Here is a 21,476-nt window from a genome sequence, read left to right as displayed (position 1 = left end):
CCTTCTTCCTTTATCCTTCTTCCTTTATCCTTCTTCCTTTATCCTTCTTCCTTTATCCTTCTTCGTCAGAATGACCTTACTAACGTCCTCCCATCTTACCGGCTAAGTAAGCCTGTCGATATTTACGGTAGGCTTCCTGCTCCTGTTGTTCTTTCTTTTGCTGCTGTTCTACTGCATGATAAGCGGAGTTTCCTCCCTTAAATTGCTGGTATACTTTTAGCATATTCACTGAGTCTAAAGACTCGTCTTTTTTCTCTTCATTATTACGGCTTACCTGCTTGTTTACAGCATCGGGGGTACGCTCTTCTACGTCATAACGTTCTAACCATTGGGCTATGGTATCAATATCAATACGATTATAGATAGGGCCGTATGCTCCTTGTTTAACTTTCTTAAAGCAGTAAAGTACTTCCTCAATACTCATATAGTAATAACGACTCTGGATCATTCCTATAATATCCAGGTATTGCTCAATGGTTTGAGGTTTATTGGTAATGCTATAACTATTACAAAGCATTTCTATAGCCTTATGCAATAAAGCTTTAGCGACACCGGGGTCGTCCTTACGAATCAAGGATAAAGATATTCCTGCTTTGGCTTCTTTGAGTTGGAGGTCATATTGAATATCAATAACCTCAGCCAGATTTCCGTCCAGAAGTTTCTGATGAACGATAGAACTGGACGAGGTCATCAAAGCGGGTGTTGAAGACTTTTCCTCCTTGTTGTTGCTCTTTCTTTTGTTGGAGTCGTTCTCCGGTTTCATTGAATAAGCCATAATCTTCCAGGGTCATATAATTTCGTTCAATGGAATCGTAGATAATGGCAATTGCCTTAGGCTCTGACCAGTTTTCTCTACTCATCTTCACTAAGGTAGCCTGCTGAGCATTCAGGTTCAGTCGCTTACCCCTATCTTCATCCAGGTATTTAATCCAAGCTGCCCAAGCCGTCAAAAACGGTTTAGAGTCAAATGGATATTGTAGATCATCCTCCAGGTAATACTTGACATTATCGACAGAAATACGATCAGGCATTAGGTTCAGCTCACCTTCTTGTTCTAATAAATCAAGTTGGTGCTTAATTTTTTCCGCCTCATCCTCAATCTCTTGCCTATTCCAAGGTTGTTTCCTCCACTGTTCCCTAAGCTCTTCCATTCGCATCTCCAACCCTTTTTTACCTTCTTCTGCCAACCAATCATGATCCATCGTAGCATCATCATCTACATAAGAAACCAAGCTCTCTTGCAAATTAGGCTCTGGAGTATCTTCCTCCTCCAAGTATTCCACCGTTGTCGGTTCCTCTACGGTATCCGCTACACTACTGCTGTTAATAGAAGAAGCAAAGATCATAACCTCCTCCTCTTCCTGTGTATCATCAAGCAGTTCTTCCTCTTGTCCTTTCTCCAAACGATCGACATATCCTGCAGCAATCAGTTCATCAAACAACTGTTCAATTAAAGCGACTTCCTCTCCCAACAGATCGCCTAGCTCCTCTGCAGAAACCGAAGAACCTGCATGTTCGGCCATCAGAAAACTCATCAACCCCTTAGCTTGTAAGGAAAGCCTTGGGTCTCCAAGCATCTCTTTAGGCACCATAACATACCCATGTTCATCATATTTTACTTGAATGTCGCTCATATAAAAATTTACTCCTTGTCTAACATGCAAAAAGCTCCGAAAATACGCTGACGGTTTTATCGGCAATGCTGCATTTACAAAAGTAACCATTTCAAGTTTTTTTTTCACTTGTTCGGCCATTTAATTTGTTGAGGCGGCTTACGCCACTTGTTGAGCGCTTCGCTGTTGCGTTTCACCTCCGGTGAGTTGAGACTGTTCACTGTCCACTGCTCACTGCCCACTGTTCACCGTTCTATCATTTCAAATCTTGATATTTTCCTATATTGCAAAAGATATGAGAGGTAAGACTGCAATCAGTTTTATTTGAAGCAGACATTTTCTATTTTATATGAAAATCACTGTTTACAACATCCTTTTCAGAGGAAACTAAAACCAATTTTTCAAGTTTATTAAGTAATTAACTTTATCTTGGTAAACCACAACATCATCAAACAATCTTATTATCTAATAACAGCGCTGCCCTATGACCACAAAGTCTTCCTTTAAGTTTTTAGTCGTCACCTTATGGATGATGCTATATACTTTTTCCGCATGGTCTCAGTCTCAGTCATTTTTTCATCCTTATCAGTTTGGAAAAAATCGCCTGCAGTATTCCAAGTTTAAATGGAGTACCATGGAAACTCCACACTTCGAGATCTTCTTCTATAATAACGGGTACTCCGTAGCTAAATTAAGTGCCGAGTATGCTGAAAAAGAGTTTACTAGAATTTCTGAGCTAGTAGGATTCTCCCCGTACTTCAAGACGAAACTTCTGATCTACAACTCTATACAAGAGTTGCAACAAAGTAATATTGGTATCTACCAACAGGACTTTCAAGCGGGAGGGCAGACACGCTTTATTAAGCCTGAGGTAGAAATTGCCTTTAATGGAAATAAGATTGAGTTTCAAAAAGAAATCACAGCAGGACTTACGGATGCCTTTATCTTCCAAATGATGTATGGAGGTAGTCTCAAGGAGATGCTAAAAAATGCCTACATGCTGAGTTTACCCAACTGGTTTATGTCAGGTGCCTCTCTCTACCTTTCAGAAGGGTGGTCTCAAGAAATGGATGACTATATGAGAGACTACTTTGAACGAAAAAAGAAAATCAAGAAAATTCGTTACCTGGAAGGAGAAGAGGCTAGTAGAGTAGGACAATCCGTATGGAATTTCATTGCCGAAAAGTACGGTAAAAACAATATGTCCAGTATCCTGAACCTTACCCGTATTGTACGGGATGAAAAAGTCAGTATTGAAAATACCTTGGGGGTTCGTTATGATGACTTCCTGAATGAATGGCAGCAATTCTATGAAGAGCAATATAAACCTATGGAGGAACAATACGAACTTCCAAAAGGCAATGGAATGCTGGGTAAAAACCGCCAAAATAAAGTTTACAACAAGATCAAGCTTAGTCCCGACGGTGTTTGGCTCGCCTATACCGAAAACCTGAATGGAAAATTCAAGGTGAAACTTAAAAACATGATCACTGGTAAAACTAAGGTAATTGAAAAAGGAGGGTACCGGGTTGTCAACCAGCAAATAGATTATGACACACCACTGGTAGGGTGGCTTAATAATAATGAGATTGTGGTCTTTACTCAGAGGAAAGGTCTTATTTATATGACTGTCTACGATCTCAATAAGTGGAAACTTTGGCCTGTGCAACGCTTTATCAAGCAACGTGTAGAATTTAAGTTTGAGCACATCAATGACTTTAGTGTTTCTCCAAACGGGCGTATACTTGCCATTAGTGCAGAACGAAGAGGACAAAGTGATATCTTTACGTTTGATGTTAAACGTAGACGTACCTTACAAATTACCCGTGATATTTATGATGATATCACTCCTTCATTCATGCCTAATAATAGAGACCTGATTTTCAGTTCCAACAGAACTACAGACTCTACCACCACCTTCAATGCTGACCCATGGAGTATTTCAGATGAGTTCAACATCTATAAATACGACCATCAAACGCCTAAGGTGCTGGAAAAGCTAACCAACTTTATGGGGCAGGAAACATACCCTATTGCCCTTAACAATAAAGAATTTACTTATCTAAGCTCCTTGAAGGGAATGAATCAATTATTCATTCAGAACTTTGAGAATAAGGTAAGTACTCAGTTGAGTAATACCATGTACAGTATAGAGGATTATCATATCAATGAAGATAAAATAGTCTATACGCTTCTGAAAAACGGGAAGCAACATGTCTATTATGATAACTTTGACAAAACTGATGCGACCTTTACGGAGAAGACATTCAGACAAAATATCATGGATGCCCGAGAGGCCTTACGTCTCCGAAAGGAAAAAGAGAAAGAGGAAGAGCGAAAGAAGAAGGAAGAGGAACGAAAAGCATTCGAGAGTTACCTCAAGGAGCAAGATAGTTTACTTAAGGTGGAGGATAGCCTCAGACAGTTAATGCCTGAGGAAACTATAAGCAATGATAGTTCCTCCATGGACAATCCACTTATTCCTAACGATAATGATTCCTCTATCATCAATCGTACATTTGGGCTTGATAGTATTCCAGAAAATGAAATGGATGGCAACTTGACAGTTCCTGCAGATACGGCAAGTACTACCTTAGACATTGGAATTGATACAGATAGTGTTATTATCATCCCTAGTGATACAAGTTTTATGAGATCGCCAGAGGCGGTCACCAATGATACTACAAAAAAGGGCATCGATACTGACACATATCAGTTTGCTTCCTCAGAGCAAAACGTACGACAAGGGTTTATGGAGCGTTACAAAGCCAAGGTAGCTGCTCGAGAGAGTCAAGCACCAGATCGTAACTTTACACGTCCCATTCCTTACCAAAGGAGGTTTGGTATTGATGAATTTGTATCGACGTTCCGTATCGACCCTTTCCGTGGTTTTGGGCTATTGTTTGAGCCTAAAATGACAGATATTCTAGAAAACCATAAGTTCAGTGCTGGTCTTTTTGGTGCACTAGATTTTAAAGATGCGAGTTTCTACCTACAATACGAATACCTGCGTAACCGATTGGACTACCGCTTGAAGTTTGAAAGAAACACCTTGCAAATACAGTCTACTTTCCAGCATCGATATGCGATGAATATGCTAGAGACGACTATTTCTTATCCACTTAGTGTAAGAAGTAGAGTATCCGTTGCGCCATTTTTTGCCAATACACGCTTTACGGATGTTACCTTAATCATGCTTTCTGCTCCGGACAAACTGCGTAACTACGCAGGAGCAAACTTTGAATACGTATTTGACAATAGTTTTGTGGTAGGAGAAAACATGATGAAAGGAAGTAAAGCCAAGGTACGCTACGAGCAATATATAGGAATCAGTGAGCTAGCCGAAACCTTTGGTAACTTCTCTGCAGAGATTCGTCACTACCAACCAATATTCCGTTCACTGACCTTAGCAACTCGTTTTACTTATGGTGCATTTGTAGGTGCAGGAGCCAAAGAGTACCGACTGGGAGGTATGGATAACTGGATGTTCAATAATTTCTATCAGGATCCTAGAGGTGTTCCACCTAATGAAATGGCTCCGGACTTGACTGACCTATTATTTACCCGTTTTGCGACACCGCTTAGAGGAGTTGACTACAACCGTTTAAGTGGGCAAAACGTGATGCTTTGGAATACCGAACTACGTCTTCCTATCGTCAAGTTGTTTACCAAGAAAATGATTAAAAGTAATTTCCTGAGAAACCTACAGTTTACAGGATTTGTGGATGTAGGGGCTTCATGGACAGGAGCTAGTCCTTTTAAAGAAGAAAATGCTCTCAACACCTATGAAGTAGAAGCTGGTGCTTATCAGGCTGTTGTCAAAAACTTTAGTGAGCCATTTATTGCAGGGCATGGATTTGGGGTCCGTACGACTTTACTAGGATACTACCTAAAACTAGATACTGCTTGGGCTATTGAAGATGGCTTCCGTAAAGATAAACCTAAGTTTTATCTGACGATTGGAAATGACTTTTAGAATGAAGAATTAAAAATGAAGAATGAAGAATAAAAAGCTATTCTTCATTCTTCATTCTTCATTCTTCATTCTTCAATAAGAAGAAATACCCCCCTCGATTCCTTGCCTTTCATGCTCTAATTTTTCTCTGGAGCAAGTTCCTCAAAAGGATAAGTAATACCTGTCAGTTGCTCTGATAACTCCCATAGCCTTTTGGCTACATCTTCTTGTTTAGAGTAAGTTGTACGATCAGCGATACCTGGTTTACCTTTCATTTCATTGAATCCTTGAGGCCCATAGTAATCACCTCCTTTCGCATCTTTATTCAGTGCTGCCATCAGTGTAGGTAGTGCCGCTTCCTTGGGTTGGTTCAATAATACAGGTCCTAAAATAATGCTCGCAGCATTAAATATAATACGAGTAAATCCCTTTACGTGTCTACCAAGCTCTGTGGGAGAAACTCCTGGGTGGGCTGCCACTGAAAGCACCTCTATATTATACTGTTCCAAGCGTCTTTGTAACTCTGTTGCGAAGATCAAACAAGCCACTTTACTTTGCCCATAAGCTTCCATGGCTGAGTAACGCTCTTCCCAATGGATATCATCAAAATTAATTCTACCCTGTTTATGAGCAATGGAGCTTAAAGATACTACTCTTGCTCCTTCTGTCTTTTTAAGTACCTCAAGCAATAGCCCCGTCAACAAAAAGTGACCAAAATAATTGGCCCCCATCTGGCTCTCAAAGCCGTCTTCTGTTTTGGCATAGGGAGGAATCATAATTCCTGCATTATTGATCAGGATATCCAACCGATCATAGCTCCTTTGAAACACTTCGGCAAAATGGCGAACAGAGGCTAAGCTACTCAAATCAACCTGTAAGACCGCTAACTGTGCTTGAGGTACAACTTGCAGTATTTTAGCCTGCGCAGCATGTCCTTTATCAAGGTTTCTACAAGCTAAAATCACCGTAGCCTACTTTTTAGCTAGGGCTAAGGCTGTCTCAAAACCTATACCTGTATTAGCACCAGTAACAATAATGACTTTTCCTTCCTGGGAAGGCTCTTGTGAAATATTCCAGCTCATGATAATGAAAGTAGTTTTTTAATGAAAAATCGGTTTTAGTGATTGATTCACAACTACCTAATCATATCAGCCAAAATAATGTTTTCAAAAATTATGCTTTGTCGAGATCTGCCATACTTTTAACATACTGATCAAGACCATAAGCTGTTCGTACGACTTTATCTTTTCGAGTGGCCTTTCGAATGGCTCTGTTTTTATCAATACTCTCCTGACGAGCATACCCTCGCTTATGGTCGAGGTGAACACAAGAACAACGATAACGTACCTGCTTCCCTTTTATCCCCATATTCATCAGTCGCTCCCCAAATTCTCTATCCTGTCCGCCGTATTGCATACGTTCATCAAAGCCATTGGTTTGCAGAACATATTCTCTAAAAGTAGAGGCACTATGTCCATTCCATGTGGCTTTGGTTGGTGTAATAAAATCCAATACCGCTCCCCATTTCTTACTCGAAATCAGTTTCGATATTTTATAGGTAAACTTTAAGCCATTATCCAACAACCAACTTGGCTTAGTGGCATTTCCCGACAGGATATCTTCCTTTGTAATCTTACGGGAAAGGTCCATTGGCAACTTAAAGTAACCTCCGGACAAGAAGTGTCCCTTCTCTGAAAAGGCGACATGGTTTTCTACAAATGCTGGATGAGGAATACAATCTCCATCTGTAAATATCAGGTAATCCCCTTCACTTGCTAATATGGCTTTGTTTAGAATCTGACATTTTCTAAAGTCAATATCCTCATGCCAAATATGTTTTACCGGAATGTCAATCTCAGCAGACACTCGCTCAATTACTTCTCTGGTCTCTTCGTTAGATCCATCGTCAGCAATGACTATTTCAAAATCCCGATACGTCTGTACCGAAAACCCCCACAATACCTTCTCCAACCATTTTGGGTGATTGTAAGTCGTAAAAATTACCGAAACACGCATATTCCTACCCTTTTGTTATTTTAGTTCAATCGTTAAATTTCACCTTTGGTGAGTTGATTTGTTTATCGCTTATTGGTTATCATTTGGAGCTTGTTTGGAAGTATATCTTTTGGAAAAAACATCCTCTAAATCGGGATTTCAAGCAAGCTCTTATAAACAATCAGCGATATGAGCTATTTTACCACGGAATCATAGATTCCTTCCAGTGCTTGGCATTGCTTTACGATATCAAAATGCTCTTCCACATTTCTTCGTCCCGCCTCTCCAAATCGCTGACGTTCTTCTTGGCTATCCAATAAAAACTGTAACGCTTCTGTCAGTTGATCTACATCTTTTTCCTTGCAAAGGAACCCACTTTCTTCATGTCTTATGGCTTCCACTACTCCTCCACTACCAAAAGTCACTACAGGTGTTTGTAACGCTTGAGCTTCCAAAAAGACCATTCCCAACCCCTCAGCGTCCCCTGCCTTAGCGGTAATACTAGGTGTACTAAATACCCAGGCCTGTTGCATCAGTTCTTTTATTTGATCAGGAGTCTGTATACCTAGAAAATTGACATTCAATTTATTTTCAGAGACATACTCCTCTAACGTTTTTCTTAACGGTCCATCCCCTACTATGTTCACCTGTAACTCAGGATGCACCTTTTGGAGTCTTTTGGTCGCCTCCAACAAGTAACGGCACCCCTTCTTCTCTACCAGTCGACCGACAAAAAGAATTGTCGGAACCTCAGCTTCCTTTTTCACGCCAGAAAACTGATCAATATTTATCCCTATGTAATGTTGTACAATTTTTTCTGGAGGACATCCCTTCTTGATCAATTGATCCTGAATAAAATGAGAAACAGCAATAATTTTATCGGCCTTTTCGAATACCTTTTTCCGTTTACGGATATAACTAGCAGACTCATCTACTGTCGTAATATCATTTCCGTGCACTGTTGCAACAAAAGGGATATTCAGAATTTCAGAAAGCTCCATTGCGTCTATAGCACTAGTGGCAAAATGAGCATGGATCAATTTGGAATCAGTAGCCCTTAGCGACTGTATCCAAGGGTGGTTTTTATTCCATCCCAGACGAAACTTTAGTTTCTCCCAGTTCAATAACTTACCATAATCCTCTAGTACTGCATTAGTTGTTCCTTCCAATAAAGAAGCCCCTGAGGACACTCTTTGAAAGCCTGTATAATAAGGCGCATACTTTTGTAAGAATTGTCCTTGATTAACGATGAACGTTTCAGAATAGGGCAAAATGTGCTTCCTGAAAATAATCACACCCGGTTGCTCATGCTTGTTCATGAATTGCTTGCTTATTAGAAGAATGGTAATAATGTATTATTAAACACCTATTTCATTGATACTTGACGTGGCTTATTTCTGTAAAAAGAATAGTCTCTACTCCTTACATAAGCCTTAAATCAATCCAATTGTATCATGATATAATGATAATTTTAATCTTACAAAGATAAGGAAAGCCCTATGAAAAAACAATTAAACCAACCCTCCCCAAAAACCCAATTACACCTAAAAACCAGTACTTTACACTGATTAACAAAGAAAAAAAAAGCTCTTGAAGGAAAAAGCTCTATTAGACCTAAGAAATAGGAAGAACATGTAGTAACTTCCCCTGCAAAGATCATTATCTATAACTATTTTTTTATAATGAAAAGGATACAATTATTTGAATTTGAAGACTTTCAATGGTTCCCTAGCACATTTCGCTCAACCATGACCAAGATTATTATTGTCTTACATAAATTAATCGGAACAAAAGAAGTGGTCAGTAATCTGCTTATAAAAGCAAAGCAAAAGCACCCTTTCTCTCAAGTGGTTGATTTAGGCTCAGGCTCCGGTGGTATTATGCCTATGGCCGTTACTCATTTAAATACTACCAAAAAAGAGGATGTACGACTGTTACTTACGGATCTACACCCCAATGAACAATTTATACAGTACTTCAACCAACACACCACTAAAGAAATCACCTATCAAAAGGACGCTTTGGATGCTACGAACCTACTCAAAGCCCCTGAGGGACTAAAAACTATGATCAATAGTTTTCATCATATGCCTCCAGTTACGGCCAAGAAAATTCTGTATACGGCACAAGAAAACAAGGAGCCTATTATGATCTATGAAATGGGCGAAAATATGGTACCTGCTCTCGCATGGTTCCTACTCCTACCTATTTCCCTTCCTTTAATGGCTTTATCTTGTATGCTATTTGTTCCTTTTGTCAAGCCTCTAAACTGGAAAGACCTCTTTTTCACCTGGATTATTCCTGTTATTCCAATTTTTTATGCTTGGGATGGGCAAGCGTCAGGTCCTAGAACCTACACTTTTGAGGATATCCAAACCCTACTTCCTCCTACATCAGAACAATATACCTGGGAGATACAACCGGCACTAAAGGACAATGGCAAAAAGCTAGGATACTATATTATGGGGACTCCTCAATAAGTCTTATTGAAAGAATGAAACATGAATCATCCCATATTAACATTTAAGGGATGATTCATGTTTCTTCTTCCATTTAGAGCTTGTTTGAAATAATTCGCCTAATGAATTATGACAACAGCCTTTTAACATTCCTGGTATTCTATTTTAAATTCTATTTTTTCACTATCTTAACAATGTATATAACCTATGCTACTCTATTACTATTTTTATGTTTAGACTGACACTTTTTATAGTCCTATTATTTAGACCTCTATTGCTTACCGGAAGTACCCCTGTCACTTCCATTGATAGTATTTATACGTCCCTTGATATTACCTCCCAAGTAGCCTTATACACTGGAAAACCACCCAAATTCCATAAAACATCCCTTCCCTTATTTGACGAAAGCCTATGGAGATCAATCCCTACTACAGCCTTAAGCTTTGGCGTGGGAACACATTCCAATTGGATAAAAGTAGCCTTACAAAGTAATCGCTCTTGTCAGAAAATCCTCTCCTTTGCTTATCCAAATACTCCTATTATTGATGGAATACTCACCAACTCTAAAGGAGAAATCGTACAAACCATTGCCTTAGGAACAAAAAGAAAGTTTGACGTAGCATTACCCTCTATCTACAATGAGTTTACGGTTCGTCTTTCTCTGGAAGCAAAAGAAAACTATACCTTATGGGTGCACTTCAATGGTTTAGGGGAGTCCTACCATCCCACCATAAAACTTTCTGAAGAAACCTATCTTAGAGAAAAATCCTATAAGGATGCTATTCTCATAACTCCTCTAAAAGCTTACTTAAGCTTCACCATACTATTAGTATTCGCTCTAGGGTTGGTAAGCCGATATCAACTCTTTTATTATTACGCCATGATGTTCATAGGGGTATTATTATTGGCAGAAGTGGAGTCGGGAACACTTTGGTTCTTTTTTGATGAAGATCCCCATGGTTATTTTTTTATACTCAAATCTGTTGCCGGTCTATTGATCCTTCATGGAAGCATTCAGTTCTGTAGCAATCTCCTATTGTTTTTACATCCAATCCATCACTTTCATAAAATAGAAAAATACTTAAAGCTCCCCTTAGTACTCTGTTATAGTACACTGATTCTTTATGCTGTCTTTCGACAAGAGTCTAACCTATTCCCCTACTTACACACCCTGATCAATACAGTTTACGGATATACTGTAGGTTATATCTACCTGATAATATTACTATTTAAGGGAATTAAGGAAGACCGTAAAGCCTTTTATATTAGCCTGGTGATGGGCTTTAATTTTGCAATGAACTTTGTTTTCATTTCATTACCTCATCTAGGTTTGATCAAAAGAGAAGTATTTAGTGACATTAGTCTATACGTTTTCTACTCTATAGAGGCCACTGCCTTCCTGTTTCTGATTACCCGTATGCTAATTGCATTTTATAGAGAAAAGGAACGGTTGAATCAAGAGTTCCAGCGAATAAAGTTAAAAGTTAGTGCTGCTCTATTGGAAGGACAAGAACTAGAAAGACAAAGAATCGGTCAGGAAATCTCTAATTTCATTGGTGATAATATTGAGCTTCTCCAGCAATCTAAAAACTTCAATGATACCCATATCAAGCAATTGATCAAAGATACTCTTAAAACTGTCCGCGACATCAGTCATCACCTGATTGCTCCAGATTTCAAAATCTCTCGTTTTGAATATAGTATTAGACAAATGATTGCCATCATGTCTCCTCAAGGAGTCAAAGTATCCGTTAACTTTAAAAAATGGCCTGAAAACGCTTCTCCAAAAGCATTGCATCATTGCTACCGAATGATACAAGAACTATTAAGGAACAGTATTATTCACCAGAAAGTAGACACTATAGCAATTTCTTTTTCCGAAGAAAACGGAGGGAAGATTATCTATCAAGAACTAGATATAAAAAACGCTTCTTCTATCAAGAATACAAATAGAGATCTCAATAGTATCCGCAGTAGAGCACAACTCCTCCAAGGACAGCTTACCTATAGCTGCTCTAAAAAAAATGGTACAATACTTATTGAAAATTTGGTACTATGAACGGAGTAACTATAGCTACCACAAGCCCCTACTGCACCAATAGAGCCTTTTCTTCTGCAACACCTATACGCGCCACAGCTCCTGCATTAAATGATAAGTAATCATGCTCTATCCCATCCGAAAAAATTACACCTTGGGAAGGCATCTCTGAAGTAACCTCCAATCGATTCTCGGACTCCTGTATCTTACCTGTCACTATCTCTGCACCTGTGCGCTGACTGGCGAATGGCTCCCGTACGACAAACATTAACTCTGACTCCTTTAGCGGATTGTTTACTTGCTTTTTTTCTAAATTACTTTCGAAATACTGGTTTACTCCCTGATACATATTAAAGATAGAGCTTAACCATCCGGTAGCTCCAGATTTAGTGGAAACAATAATACCAGAAGACGACTGCCTTTCCTGCTGTCTGCCAAACTGTAACTGATACCTTGCCGATATATGAGAAGATGCCCCCACAAACAAATCATTGAATGCCAGTAAGCGTTGACCATTATTTAACCTGGCCTCTGCCAAAGAAGCTTCCCTGCAAGTATACTTATTGGATAACACGGCCTCTACCCCACTCATATAACTACTGGTATCGAATGGCAATAGCGGACCATCATAGCGGGAAGTATCTGGGTTAACGCCTAAAATAGGTGCTCCATTAGCATACTTAGCCGTATTCGCCACCAATCCATCTTGACCAACAACTACAAGTAGTTGCTTAGGATCAAAAATAAAGGAGGATAAAAAACTCTTGTCAATCGTCTTGCTTTTTAAGACATGTGTCAACTCTCTTTGCACCTTGGATAATCCTAGTTGGTACTGCTCATGCTCTTCCTTATAAGCCTCAAAATTACCTCCGGAATGTTCGATATAAAAACGTGCCTGTGCTTCGGTATTGAAGCGCTCGATAAGCCCTTGCAGGCGAGTTTTGCTTTTTATGATGATGGCGGAATCCATGGGAAGAATGAAGAATGAAGAATGAAGAATGAAGAATGAAGAATGAAGAATGAAGAATGAAGAATGAAGAATGAAGAATGAAGAATGAAGAATGAAGAATTGGCCTCAAAAAAGTTATGTATCCCACTTTGGGATCACAAATTCTTCATTAATAATTTTTCATTCTTCATTTCTAATAAGTTGTTGCAGGAGATCTGGGGTGATATTCAGGTTGCCTATTTTATCTGCATTATCAGCGAGTTCTCTGAAAGCGAGGGCAATATGGGTTTGGGCATCTGCTTCTCCGGAAAGGGCCATGAGTAATTTCCAATCCATATTCTGGTAAGGTTTCAGGGTTGCCTCTAGGGTATAGCCTCTAGTATCTGCCTCTAGGCGATCATTTTCGTTTTTCAGATCGATCAGTTTCTTTCTGTTATTTTCTACAGAGATGTCTGCGGCTACTTTCATCTCTCGAAGACGTTGGTCGTTGGTCGCTTCCTGCACTTTGGACTCCATCTTCTTTTCGGCAATTTGCTTTTTCTTTTCCTCTACGGCAATTTGGGTATTTAGCTCCGTCTCCTTAATGATACGCTCCTGCTCTACGGCAAAATTTCTACGCTCATAAATCGCCTGATCCGCTTCTTGCTGCAGCTTTTCTCTGGCTTCCGTTTCCATCGCTTTTTCCATTTCAGGTGTTGCCCTAACAGCAATCACATTGACACCCAAGATCTCTACCCCCAACATACTAATCGACTCCGATGCAGTTAGACCTCCCTGAATTTTTTGCTCAATTTCCTTACCGGATCGAATGGTTTCTTTTAATCCTAATCCATGAATAAAAGTAGCGGTAGCAGTTTGAGCTGCATTGATAATCCGTTGCTGTAATTTTTCATAATCATCTTTCTTATAAATACCGTGTCCATCTACCGTAAAGCCCAGTAGTTCTGACAGTTGCTTTGGGTTTTGCACCTTATAGGTGATCTGTCCTTGAATGGTCACCGTTTGATAATCATTAGTCGTCTCACTAAAAATAAAAGGCAGATCATTACTCCCTACGGGTACGGCCGCAATAGAAGTCGTAGGAGCAAAATAAAAGAAAGACAAGCCGGTTCCCTCTTTTTTTAGTTTTCCTTTCTGATAGCATAAGACATATTGGGTAGGGTCGAACTGTATATATTTTATTCCGAACATAGCAACGATGGATTTAGAGAATTAATTTGCGTTATTTGTACGCAAATATAACTTCAATAAATTTACTTCAAAATATTTTTGCGTATTTTTTACGCAAACTTTATTTCAAAGTAAAAACCTTCCTTCTCCAGTTGCTGATATTTGTCTTTATTGAAAGTAAATAGCTTTGCCGGGCGACCGCTTCCTTCACTATGTATCTTATCGGTTTCTTGTAAGAACCCAAAGCTCAATAGCTTCTTTCTAAAGTTCCTTCGATCTATTTTCTTCTGTAAAATAGCTTGGTATAATTGTTCTACATCCGAGAATGGAAACTCTTTATTCAAAAGGTCAAACCCAATAGGTTGATAATGTACCTTGGCATGCAAGCGCTCTTTGGCCTTCTGCACAATCACTTCGTGATCAAAAGCCAATTCAGGTATACGAGACATCGGAAACCACTTAGCCTCTTGGGCATCTGTGGCAGCCATCAAGGTTAGTTTTTCCGGGTTCACCAATCCAAAGTAAGCAATCGAAATCACCCTGCCCCTAGGGTCCCTATCCAACTGGTCTCCAAAAGTGTATAATTGTTCCAGATAATTGACCGTGATCCCGGTCTCTTCCTGTAGTTCCCGCTGAACGGCATCCGTCAATGCTTCATCCGTATGCACAAAGCCTCCGGGCAGTGCCCATTGATTTTGATGCGTAGCGTACTTCCGTTTAATTAAAAGTAAGTAGAGTTCTTTTTCCTTATATCCAAATACGACGGCGTCCACCGCTACCTTGATTGCTTGCATTGATTATTCGTCTATGTTGTAATTGGCAAATTGATAAATGAATCCTCATATAGCAAATCCCCCAACCTGATTTCTTCAGGTTGGGGGAAGGTAAAACTGCTATGGATCGCAAGAATCTTGAGCGTAATTAAGTTTGAATATTTATCCGTCACACTAACTACCCAACAGCTTTGTTGAATCGTTGAATTTCAATACTTCGTATTGAGTTGAATTGAGCTTCGCTCGTTGATTCGAGTTGAATCGTTTATTGAATTCAATAAACGATTCAACTCGAATCAACTCACCAAAGGTGAAATTCAACGATTCAACGGTTCAACAAAGCCATTAGGTAGTATGACGGTTATTTTTTCAATCTTAATAACGCTCAATTAATGTTAAGGTCGTAACGTGGACGTTACGACCAGCATTGGGGTCGCCCTTACTGCACCACCAAATTTCTTCCAGAAGGGTATTTAACCTCATACTTCACCCTCAGCACTTTTTTCTGCTTGGGTTTCAGCTTTAACTTCCATTTCAGTGTACCATTATCTTCGTCTTGTTCGGCTCCTGAGATATCTATTAGTTCCACTTTAATATCTTCATCCGTAGAGATCGGCACCTGATCCTTTAGGGCAATTTCTATGGAAGTACTCTTGTTATTTTTCACGGTGATTTCCCAGGACTTAAGTGCCATACGGCTACCTCCAAAGGTACTTTTCTTCGCATATTCTTTTTGTAGCTCCCGTGAAATGGCCACCCCCTTATCCTTACCAATAGAGATCTTCATGGTGTCTTCCATCACCCCCATATCCAATAGGCTTTTTCCTTTATATACCCCTTCAAAAAATAGATTCGCAACTCCTGTCTCCAACTGGTATTCCGTCCAATCTGGAATAAGGGCGGTCAGATAGGCATCCTCAGATAGTTTCGGTACGGCACTGTATTGGTAGGTGGCAGGTACTTGATACTCTACCATCGTCACATCATAAGCCTGATTGTCTGATGGAATGGTGTAAGGCATCTTGATCTCAAACTCTGTGGAGGTATAACTTTTTGAGATGCCTAGAGGAACCAATTGCTTTGGAGCGATAGAGGCTACCGCCTGAGTACGAGCTTCTTTCTTGCGAGTTCTTCCTTGGACTCCATAACCTACAACAACCACTTCTTCGAGTTGTTCCACATCGGCCTGCAATGCAAAGTTCATGGTTCCAGAGTTAATCACCTTCTGCTGTGAGACATATCCAATATAGCGTACTTCCAGTACATTGTTTCCTGTTGGTACATGCAACTTATATCGTCCATCAATATCTGTTGACACTCCTTGGGTAGTTCCTTTAATCACCACGCTAGCCCCGGGTATAGGCTCGCCATTTTCATCCATAACCACTCCTTCGACAACTCCTCTAAACGGCGTATTTACGGCTAAACCACCTACTCTTCCAGCTAAACGATCTGTGATGTAGTTATTAAAAGAAAGATAATAAGGGGACAATTGCGGTATGGTATTATTCTCATCTGGATTCCCTGTAGATAAAACCAATTTAACTTTCTTCCAATCTTCTTCTGTATTCTGGAATACCTTTGCTTTGTACGCTAAGTTAATCGGCGCATCCAACGCATCAATGCGAAGATCATAGTTCGCAACCCATCTAGCCTCATTAATCGTGTAGCGTAAATCCAATTGGTATGTCCCTGCAGTCTTTGTGGAAACGACCACCTTAACTGTGCTACTTGTTTTACCAGACTTTCCATTAAACTGGTTCAGTTGTGCCTGAATCGCTTCCTGTTCCAGTTCTAATTGATCGATACGGCGCTTCAATGCTTTTCGCTTACTTTCAATCTCCATCAGACGGCTTCTATAAAAGTTAGCGGCATTTCGTAAATCTTCGACATTTACTCCTGAATCCCCTCCTAATCGCTTGTTAGCCAGCAACAATGATTTTTCTTCCTCATACACCTGCTGATAGCCTGTAATCTGTTCTAGGCTATCATTGATTACTTGAATACGTTGACGCCATTCCTCCTTTTGTTTACTATTTTTCTTATCTGATAAGAAGTCATAATTATGAGAAACCGACACAATGGTTAAGCTTTTATTACCCTTGGCCTGAATACTCTCCTTATTCACTTTGGAAGGAAGATCCTTAAATAAAAGGGTGGTGTTCCCCTTGGATAAATATACCGAAGCGGTTCGATTGATTTCCGCTCCTTTCTGGTAAACGGTAACCTTTTTTATAGTAGACTTTACTTCTTTTTCTGTATCTGATTGTGCCCATAAAAAAGAAGGTGAAAAAAATATTGAGATAAATATTAAAAAGCGCATAGTTTGTTGGTTATTAGTCATTCGATAAAGAAATCTATTATTCTTTGTTACTTTCTCCTATCTTTGTCAAGATAAATTAGAATTCTCTATTACCAAAATAGTTAATACTAAGAGCTTGTTTATAACCTTATTTTCATGCGCTACCCCTATGATATAGCCTTTTGCACGTTATCCATTAAATAGAATGCATAAGCGTTAAATCATAAATAAAACCTCATCTGACGATAGTGTACAACTTTTTGCAATAGCTATTTTTTAACTCTGTACCTTGGTCAGTCACCTATTAGTAAAGTACTTAGATAACAACTAATTACACCCCTTATATGAAGCTAACTAAAAAGATCATTATCATAGACGACCACCTACTATTCTGTGATGGGCTAAAGCAAATTATCGAAAAGACACTTCCTGCTGATGTCCTTTGCATAAACAACCCTTTAGAGGCCTTAGCAATACAATTATCCGACTTTCATTTAGTTATTGTTGATATGGACATGCCCCAAATGAAAGGATTGGAGTTTATTCAGCAAGCTAGAATCCTGTTTCCAAAACTCTCGTTCCTAATCATTTCCATGCACAACAACCCCTCCCTTATCAAGCGAGCCAAAGACTCTAAAGTGGACGGATACTTACTCAAGGACGAAACTTCTGAAGTGGTATTGAAAGGAATTAAAACGATTTTAGAAGGAGGCTCCTACTATTCTGAAAAAGTACTGCAACTCATCAAGGATGAAGAAAACATTCCCTTACTCACCAAAAGAGAAGAGGAGATTTTGAGACTAATTGTACATGGTAAAATCTTAAAAGAAATTGCTGATGAACTGTGTATTAGCATAGAAACAGTCAAAACACATAGTAAAAATATTAAGACTAAACTGAACATCCATAACAAAGCAGACCTAATGAAATATGCATTAGATAATTTAATACCATAAAAACGAATTGAAGTATTGAAATTCGTAAAACACTTTGTTACTTTTAGCTAAACAATTATGGCTATTTCCTCATGTTGAACTATCGTTTTTTAACCTACTTATTATTACTCCTACCAATTTGGGGACAAGGGCAAAACATGCTCCATTCTATTGATACTATCCAAACAACCCTCAACATATCTTCGATGGTAGAGCTCTACCAAGGAAAAGAATTTCGTTGGAATCAACAACATATACCCAAGCTAGAGAATCACTGGATTTCCAATCCCCATAAGGGACTTAGTTATGAGATAGGTGCCACTTCAGACTGGATAAGGATTCAGTTCTCAGCGGATAACGATTGCCAGAAGATCCTTTATTTTGCTTACCCCAATACCCCTATTATTGACGGGTGGATTGTTGACGAAAACGAAACGGTCACACAATCTTTTCACTTGGGGGTAGAACGTCCTTTTGAGGTTGCCATACCCGAGATCTTCACGGGATATACGATTAAAGTTGACGCAAAAGCACATGAAACATATACCTTATTGGTACATTTTGAATCTTATGGACAGCCCCATCATCCAGAACTGCTTATTGCTGATACTATGCATCTCAAGGAGGTATTCTTTCAATCTACCCTTCTTACAACAGGTTTCCGATCGATTCTATTATCGGCAATTCTCTTGGCTACTGTTTTTGGATTCATCAGTAAGCAACGGCTTTTCTTTTACTATGCATTTCTCTTTACGGGAGTGATTATCTTTTCTGACGCAGAGCTGGGTATCCCCCGATATTTTTTTCATGAAGACCCTTTCAACCTCTTTTTAACCTTACGCCTTTTAGGCAATCATATGACTATTCATGGTATGATGCTGTTTTTATTTCATATCATCAAGAAGTCTCCCCAATCAAAGTTTATTCACTTTGCCAAAAAGCTTCAATGGCCTATTTTTTTTCTGGATTACCCTTTACTCCTATTGTTCTTTATTTTTCATCACGAGTACTATTGGTTGGTCGTAAGTTGTGCTGTTCTTGGAATAGCCTATTCCTATCTACTTGTCTATATCTATTTAGGAATCATGCTTTACAATGGAATAAAGGGGCATCGGGAATCCTTATTGATTAGTCTAATCATTGGAAGCTCCTTGGGAATCGCATTTATTTCCGTCTCCCTCCCACACCTGGGTTTTGTTCAAAGAGAAGCCTCTGTTGCCAATCTTAGCTTCTATATTATTGGCACATTTGAAGCCATGGTTTTTATGTTTTTGTTATTACAATCGACCTTTAACAGCTATAAGGAAAAAATTCGATTGGAAAAGGAATTCTATCAGCTAAACCAACAATTGAACACAGCCCTACTCGATGGACAAGAAAATGAGCGGAACCGCATAGGTAGAGAACTACACGACCATATTGGAGGGAACTTAGCTATCATTAATAAGTCAGAGGATATTCTGGACCCTTCCATCAATGATATTGTCAATAAAACATTCAAAAGTGTCCGTAATTTAAGTCACGGGCTAGTTTCTCCTGAATTTCAGGAAGAAACCTTCGAATGTGCAATCCGTGACTTAGTATTTATCTACAAGCACACTGCCATGAAAGTTTCTGTACAATTCTTCCATTGGCCTGAAAATAGTCCCCTGGACACCCTACAGCACAGCTATCGTATTGTACAAGAACTGTTGCAAAATGGTCTCAAACACAGTGGTGGCAGTTACATACATCTACAATTTTTTGGAGGTACAGAAGGCCGTTTTTTTTATGAAGATGATGGAGTAGGTTTCGATACATCACAAACTACTGAAGGGATTGGCCTCAAGAACATTCATTACCGTGTCAAAGCATTGGGAGCGACGATATTGATTGACTCAGGTAAAGGTGGGACTAGTATTAGTGTTGAGGGACTTCCGTTGAGCAGTGAGCAGTGAGCAGTGAGCAGTGAAGAATGAAGAATGAAGAATGAAGAATGAAGAAAGTTGTTTTAAGTAGAAACGATAAGCAATAACCGACAAACAAATTTTTCAAGTAATAACCTTTTCCGTACAGTTTGTGCATACCATTGGAAAATTAGATCTTTACAAAAAAAAGAGCTATGTACGGAGTAGAAGGCATCAAAAGGGTGGCCACCCTTTGCATTTTAAAAAATGAGAACCGGTTCTTATTATTGAGGCGTTTAAAAGAGCCTAATAAAGATAAATATACACCAGTAGGAGGGAAACTAGATCCTTATGAGTCTCCTTTACAAGCTGCACTTCGGGAAACCTATGAGGAAACTGGTATTGAGCTTTCGAGCATGAGGTATTGTGGCATGCTTACAGAAACGTCTCCCACTAAGTATAACTGGATCAGCTATGTTTATGTCGCAGAGATTGAAGATATGCCTCCTCCTGAATGTCCGGAAGGAACACTGGAATGGATTGATTTTGAGCAGCTGTTAAACATCCCTACTCCCATCACCGATTGGTATATCTACAAGTATTTAATGGAAGAGAAAATGTTTGCCTTCGATGCGGTATATGATGAGCAGCTACAGTTGTTAACGATGAGAGAGGAGTTGGAAGGAAAAACATTATGAGTTTGGAGTTCATTAGAAATTTAGTTTTTAGGGGTATTTTATGATTGTTTGTGATAATATATTTCTTTCGTTGGGAGGAGTTCAAATTTTTGAGGGATTGAGCTTTTCTTTGGAGGAAGGAGAACATATTTGTTTTTCAGGAGCTTCTGGTCGGGGTAAATCAACTTTACTGAAAGTCCTGATGGGACAAGTTTCTCCAGATAAGGGTCAAATTAAGTTTTTTGGGGAAACGCTGAGTCAAAAATCACTGCCGAATATTCGTAAACAGCTCGTCTGGATTCCTCAAAACATTCACCTTCCTGTGGAAAACGGTCACGCCTTATTATCCCTTTTGGAAGCCAAAGACAAGGTGAAAGCTACCCAGTATTATATGGAAAAGCTCGGACTAGATTCATCCCTGATCGATAAAGACTTTTCGAAAATTAGTGGTGGACAAAAGCAAAGAATCATTATTGCTGCTTGTTTGTCATTGGATCCAGCTGTTATTCTGATGGATGAACCTACCGCTGCGCTGGATGAAGGTGCAATCCAATTACTGATCAATACACTCCAAAGCTTAGAAAATAAAACCATTGTCTCGGCCTCCCATAACGCCACATGGCTAGAGTGTGCCCATCGAGTGATCACGCTTTGAATTTTTAATGGCTTTGTTGCAACGAGTCTATACTCTCTAAGGCTCGTTGCTTATTTTTAAATTTTGAAC

General features: G+C 39.3%; 16 protein-coding genes. 7 read left to right on the top strand and 9 right to left on the bottom strand.

Annotated elements, in window-relative coordinates; translation table 11 throughout:
* Window positions 1–79: 79 nt before the first annotated feature.
* Window positions 80–691 carry a hypothetical protein gene (locus tag ABD985_RS09180; protein WP_345371121.1) on the bottom strand — a complete coding sequence of 204 codons (612 nt, stop codon included), beginning with the start codon at window positions 689–691 and terminating at the stop codon, window positions 80–82.
* A complete protein-coding gene (locus ABD985_RS09175) occupies window positions 636–1,742 on the bottom strand; it encodes a hypothetical protein (RefSeq protein ID WP_345371120.1) in 1,107 nt (368 codons plus the stop codon). The genes ABD985_RS09180 and ABD985_RS09175 overlap by 56 nt, the downstream gene beginning before the upstream one ends.
* Window positions 1,743–2,097: 355 nt before the next feature.
* Between ABD985_RS09175 and ABD985_RS09170 the strand changes: the two genes are divergently transcribed.
* Window positions 2,098–5,589: a hypothetical protein gene (locus ABD985_RS09170; RefSeq protein WP_345371118.1), complete on the top strand. Its 3,492-nt coding sequence runs from the start codon at window positions 2,098–2,100 to the stop codon at window positions 5,587–5,589.
* A 116-nt stretch (window positions 5,590–5,705) separates the two neighbouring features.
* Here ABD985_RS09170 and ABD985_RS09165 read toward each other — a convergent pair whose 3' ends face one another.
* The 3 genes from ABD985_RS09165 to ABD985_RS09155 all read right to left on the bottom strand — a co-directional run bounded on the left by ABD985_RS09165 (window position 5,706) and on the right by ABD985_RS09155 (window position 8,882).
* Window positions 5,706–6,533 (bottom strand): oxidoreductase, encoded by an 828-nt coding sequence (locus ABD985_RS09165; protein WP_345371117.1) that lies wholly within the window; start codon window positions 6,531–6,533, stop codon window positions 5,706–5,708.
* A 208-nt stretch (window positions 6,534–6,741) separates the two neighbouring features.
* Window positions 6,742–7,584, bottom strand: coding sequence for a glycosyltransferase family 2 protein (locus ABD985_RS09160; RefSeq protein ID WP_345371116.1), 843 nt, complete (start codon window positions 7,582–7,584; stop codon window positions 6,742–6,744).
* Between the two features lie 173 nt (window positions 7,585–7,757).
* On the bottom strand, window positions 7,758–8,882 hold the full coding sequence (locus ABD985_RS09155; RefSeq protein WP_345371115.1) for a glycosyltransferase: 1,125 nt from the start codon (window positions 8,880–8,882) through the stop codon (window positions 7,758–7,760).
* A 429-nt stretch (window positions 8,883–9,311) separates the two neighbouring features.
* On the opposite strand from ABD985_RS09155, the gene ABD985_RS09150 reads away from it, so the two are divergent.
* Both ABD985_RS09150 and ABD985_RS09145 read left to right on the top strand, forming a co-directional pair.
* On the top strand, window positions 9,312–10,043 hold the full coding sequence (locus ABD985_RS09150) for a hypothetical protein (RefSeq protein ID WP_345371113.1): 732 nt from the start codon (window positions 9,312–9,314) through the stop codon (window positions 10,041–10,043).
* 208 nt (window positions 10,044–10,251) lie between these two features.
* Window positions 10,252–12,081 (top strand): 7TM-DISM domain-containing protein, encoded by a 1,830-nt coding sequence (locus tag ABD985_RS09145; protein WP_345371111.1) that lies wholly within the window; start codon window positions 10,252–10,254, stop codon window positions 12,079–12,081.
* Between the two features lie 28 nt (window positions 12,082–12,109).
* Here the strand turns inward: ABD985_RS09145 and ABD985_RS09140 are convergent, their stop codons facing one another.
* The 4 genes from ABD985_RS09140 to ABD985_RS09125 form a co-directional block, all read right to left on the bottom strand.
* Entirely contained in the window at window positions 12,110–13,030 is a 921-nt protein-coding gene (locus ABD985_RS09140; RefSeq protein ID WP_345371109.1) for a diacylglycerol kinase catalytic domain-containing protein, read from the bottom strand.
* A gap of 159 nt (window positions 13,031–13,189) precedes the next feature.
* Complete coding sequence (locus ABD985_RS09135) at window positions 13,190–14,200, bottom strand: SPFH domain-containing protein (RefSeq protein ID WP_345371108.1); 1,011 nt, start codon at window positions 14,198–14,200, stop codon at window positions 13,190–13,192.
* 89 nt (window positions 14,201–14,289) lie between these two features.
* A complete protein-coding gene (locus ABD985_RS09130) occupies window positions 14,290–14,973 on the bottom strand; it encodes an NUDIX hydrolase (protein ID WP_345371107.1) in 684 nt (227 codons plus the stop codon).
* Window positions 14,974–15,391: 418 nt separating this feature from the next.
* Window positions 15,392–17,275, bottom strand: coding sequence for a mucoidy inhibitor MuiA family protein (locus ABD985_RS09125; RefSeq protein ID WP_345371105.1), 1,884 nt, complete (start codon window positions 17,273–17,275; stop codon window positions 15,392–15,394).
* 323 nt (window positions 17,276–17,598) lie between these two features.
* On the opposite strand from ABD985_RS09125, the gene ABD985_RS09120 reads away from it, so the two are divergent.
* The 4 genes from ABD985_RS09120 (at window position 17,599) to ABD985_RS09105 (ending at window position 21,407) form a co-directional block, all read left to right on the top strand.
* Window positions 17,599–18,210 carry a LuxR C-terminal-related transcriptional regulator gene (locus ABD985_RS09120; protein WP_345371103.1) on the top strand — a complete coding sequence of 204 codons (612 nt, stop codon included), beginning with the start codon at window positions 17,599–17,601 and terminating at the stop codon, window positions 18,208–18,210.
* Window positions 18,211–18,395: 185 nt separating this feature from the next.
* A complete protein-coding gene (locus tag ABD985_RS09115; protein ID WP_345371101.1) occupies window positions 18,396–20,126 on the top strand; it encodes a sensor histidine kinase in 1,731 nt (576 codons plus the stop codon).
* A gap of 164 nt (window positions 20,127–20,290) precedes the next feature.
* Window positions 20,291–20,773 carry an NUDIX hydrolase gene (locus tag ABD985_RS09110; protein WP_345371100.1) on the top strand — a complete coding sequence of 161 codons (483 nt, stop codon included), beginning with the start codon at window positions 20,291–20,293 and terminating at the stop codon, window positions 20,771–20,773.
* 97 nt (window positions 20,774–20,870) lie between these two features.
* Window positions 20,871–21,407, top strand: coding sequence for an ABC transporter ATP-binding protein (locus ABD985_RS09105; protein ID WP_345371099.1), 537 nt, complete (start codon window positions 20,871–20,873; stop codon window positions 21,405–21,407).
* Window positions 21,408–21,476: the final 69 nt, after the last annotated feature.

The organism is Algivirga pacifica (assembly GCF_039543525.1).
Taxonomy (GTDB): domain Bacteria; phylum Bacteroidota; class Bacteroidia; order Cytophagales; family Flammeovirgaceae; genus Algivirga; species Algivirga pacifica.
Note: the sequence above shows the minus strand (reverse complement) of the source record. Positions and strands in the feature narration are given on the sequence as shown.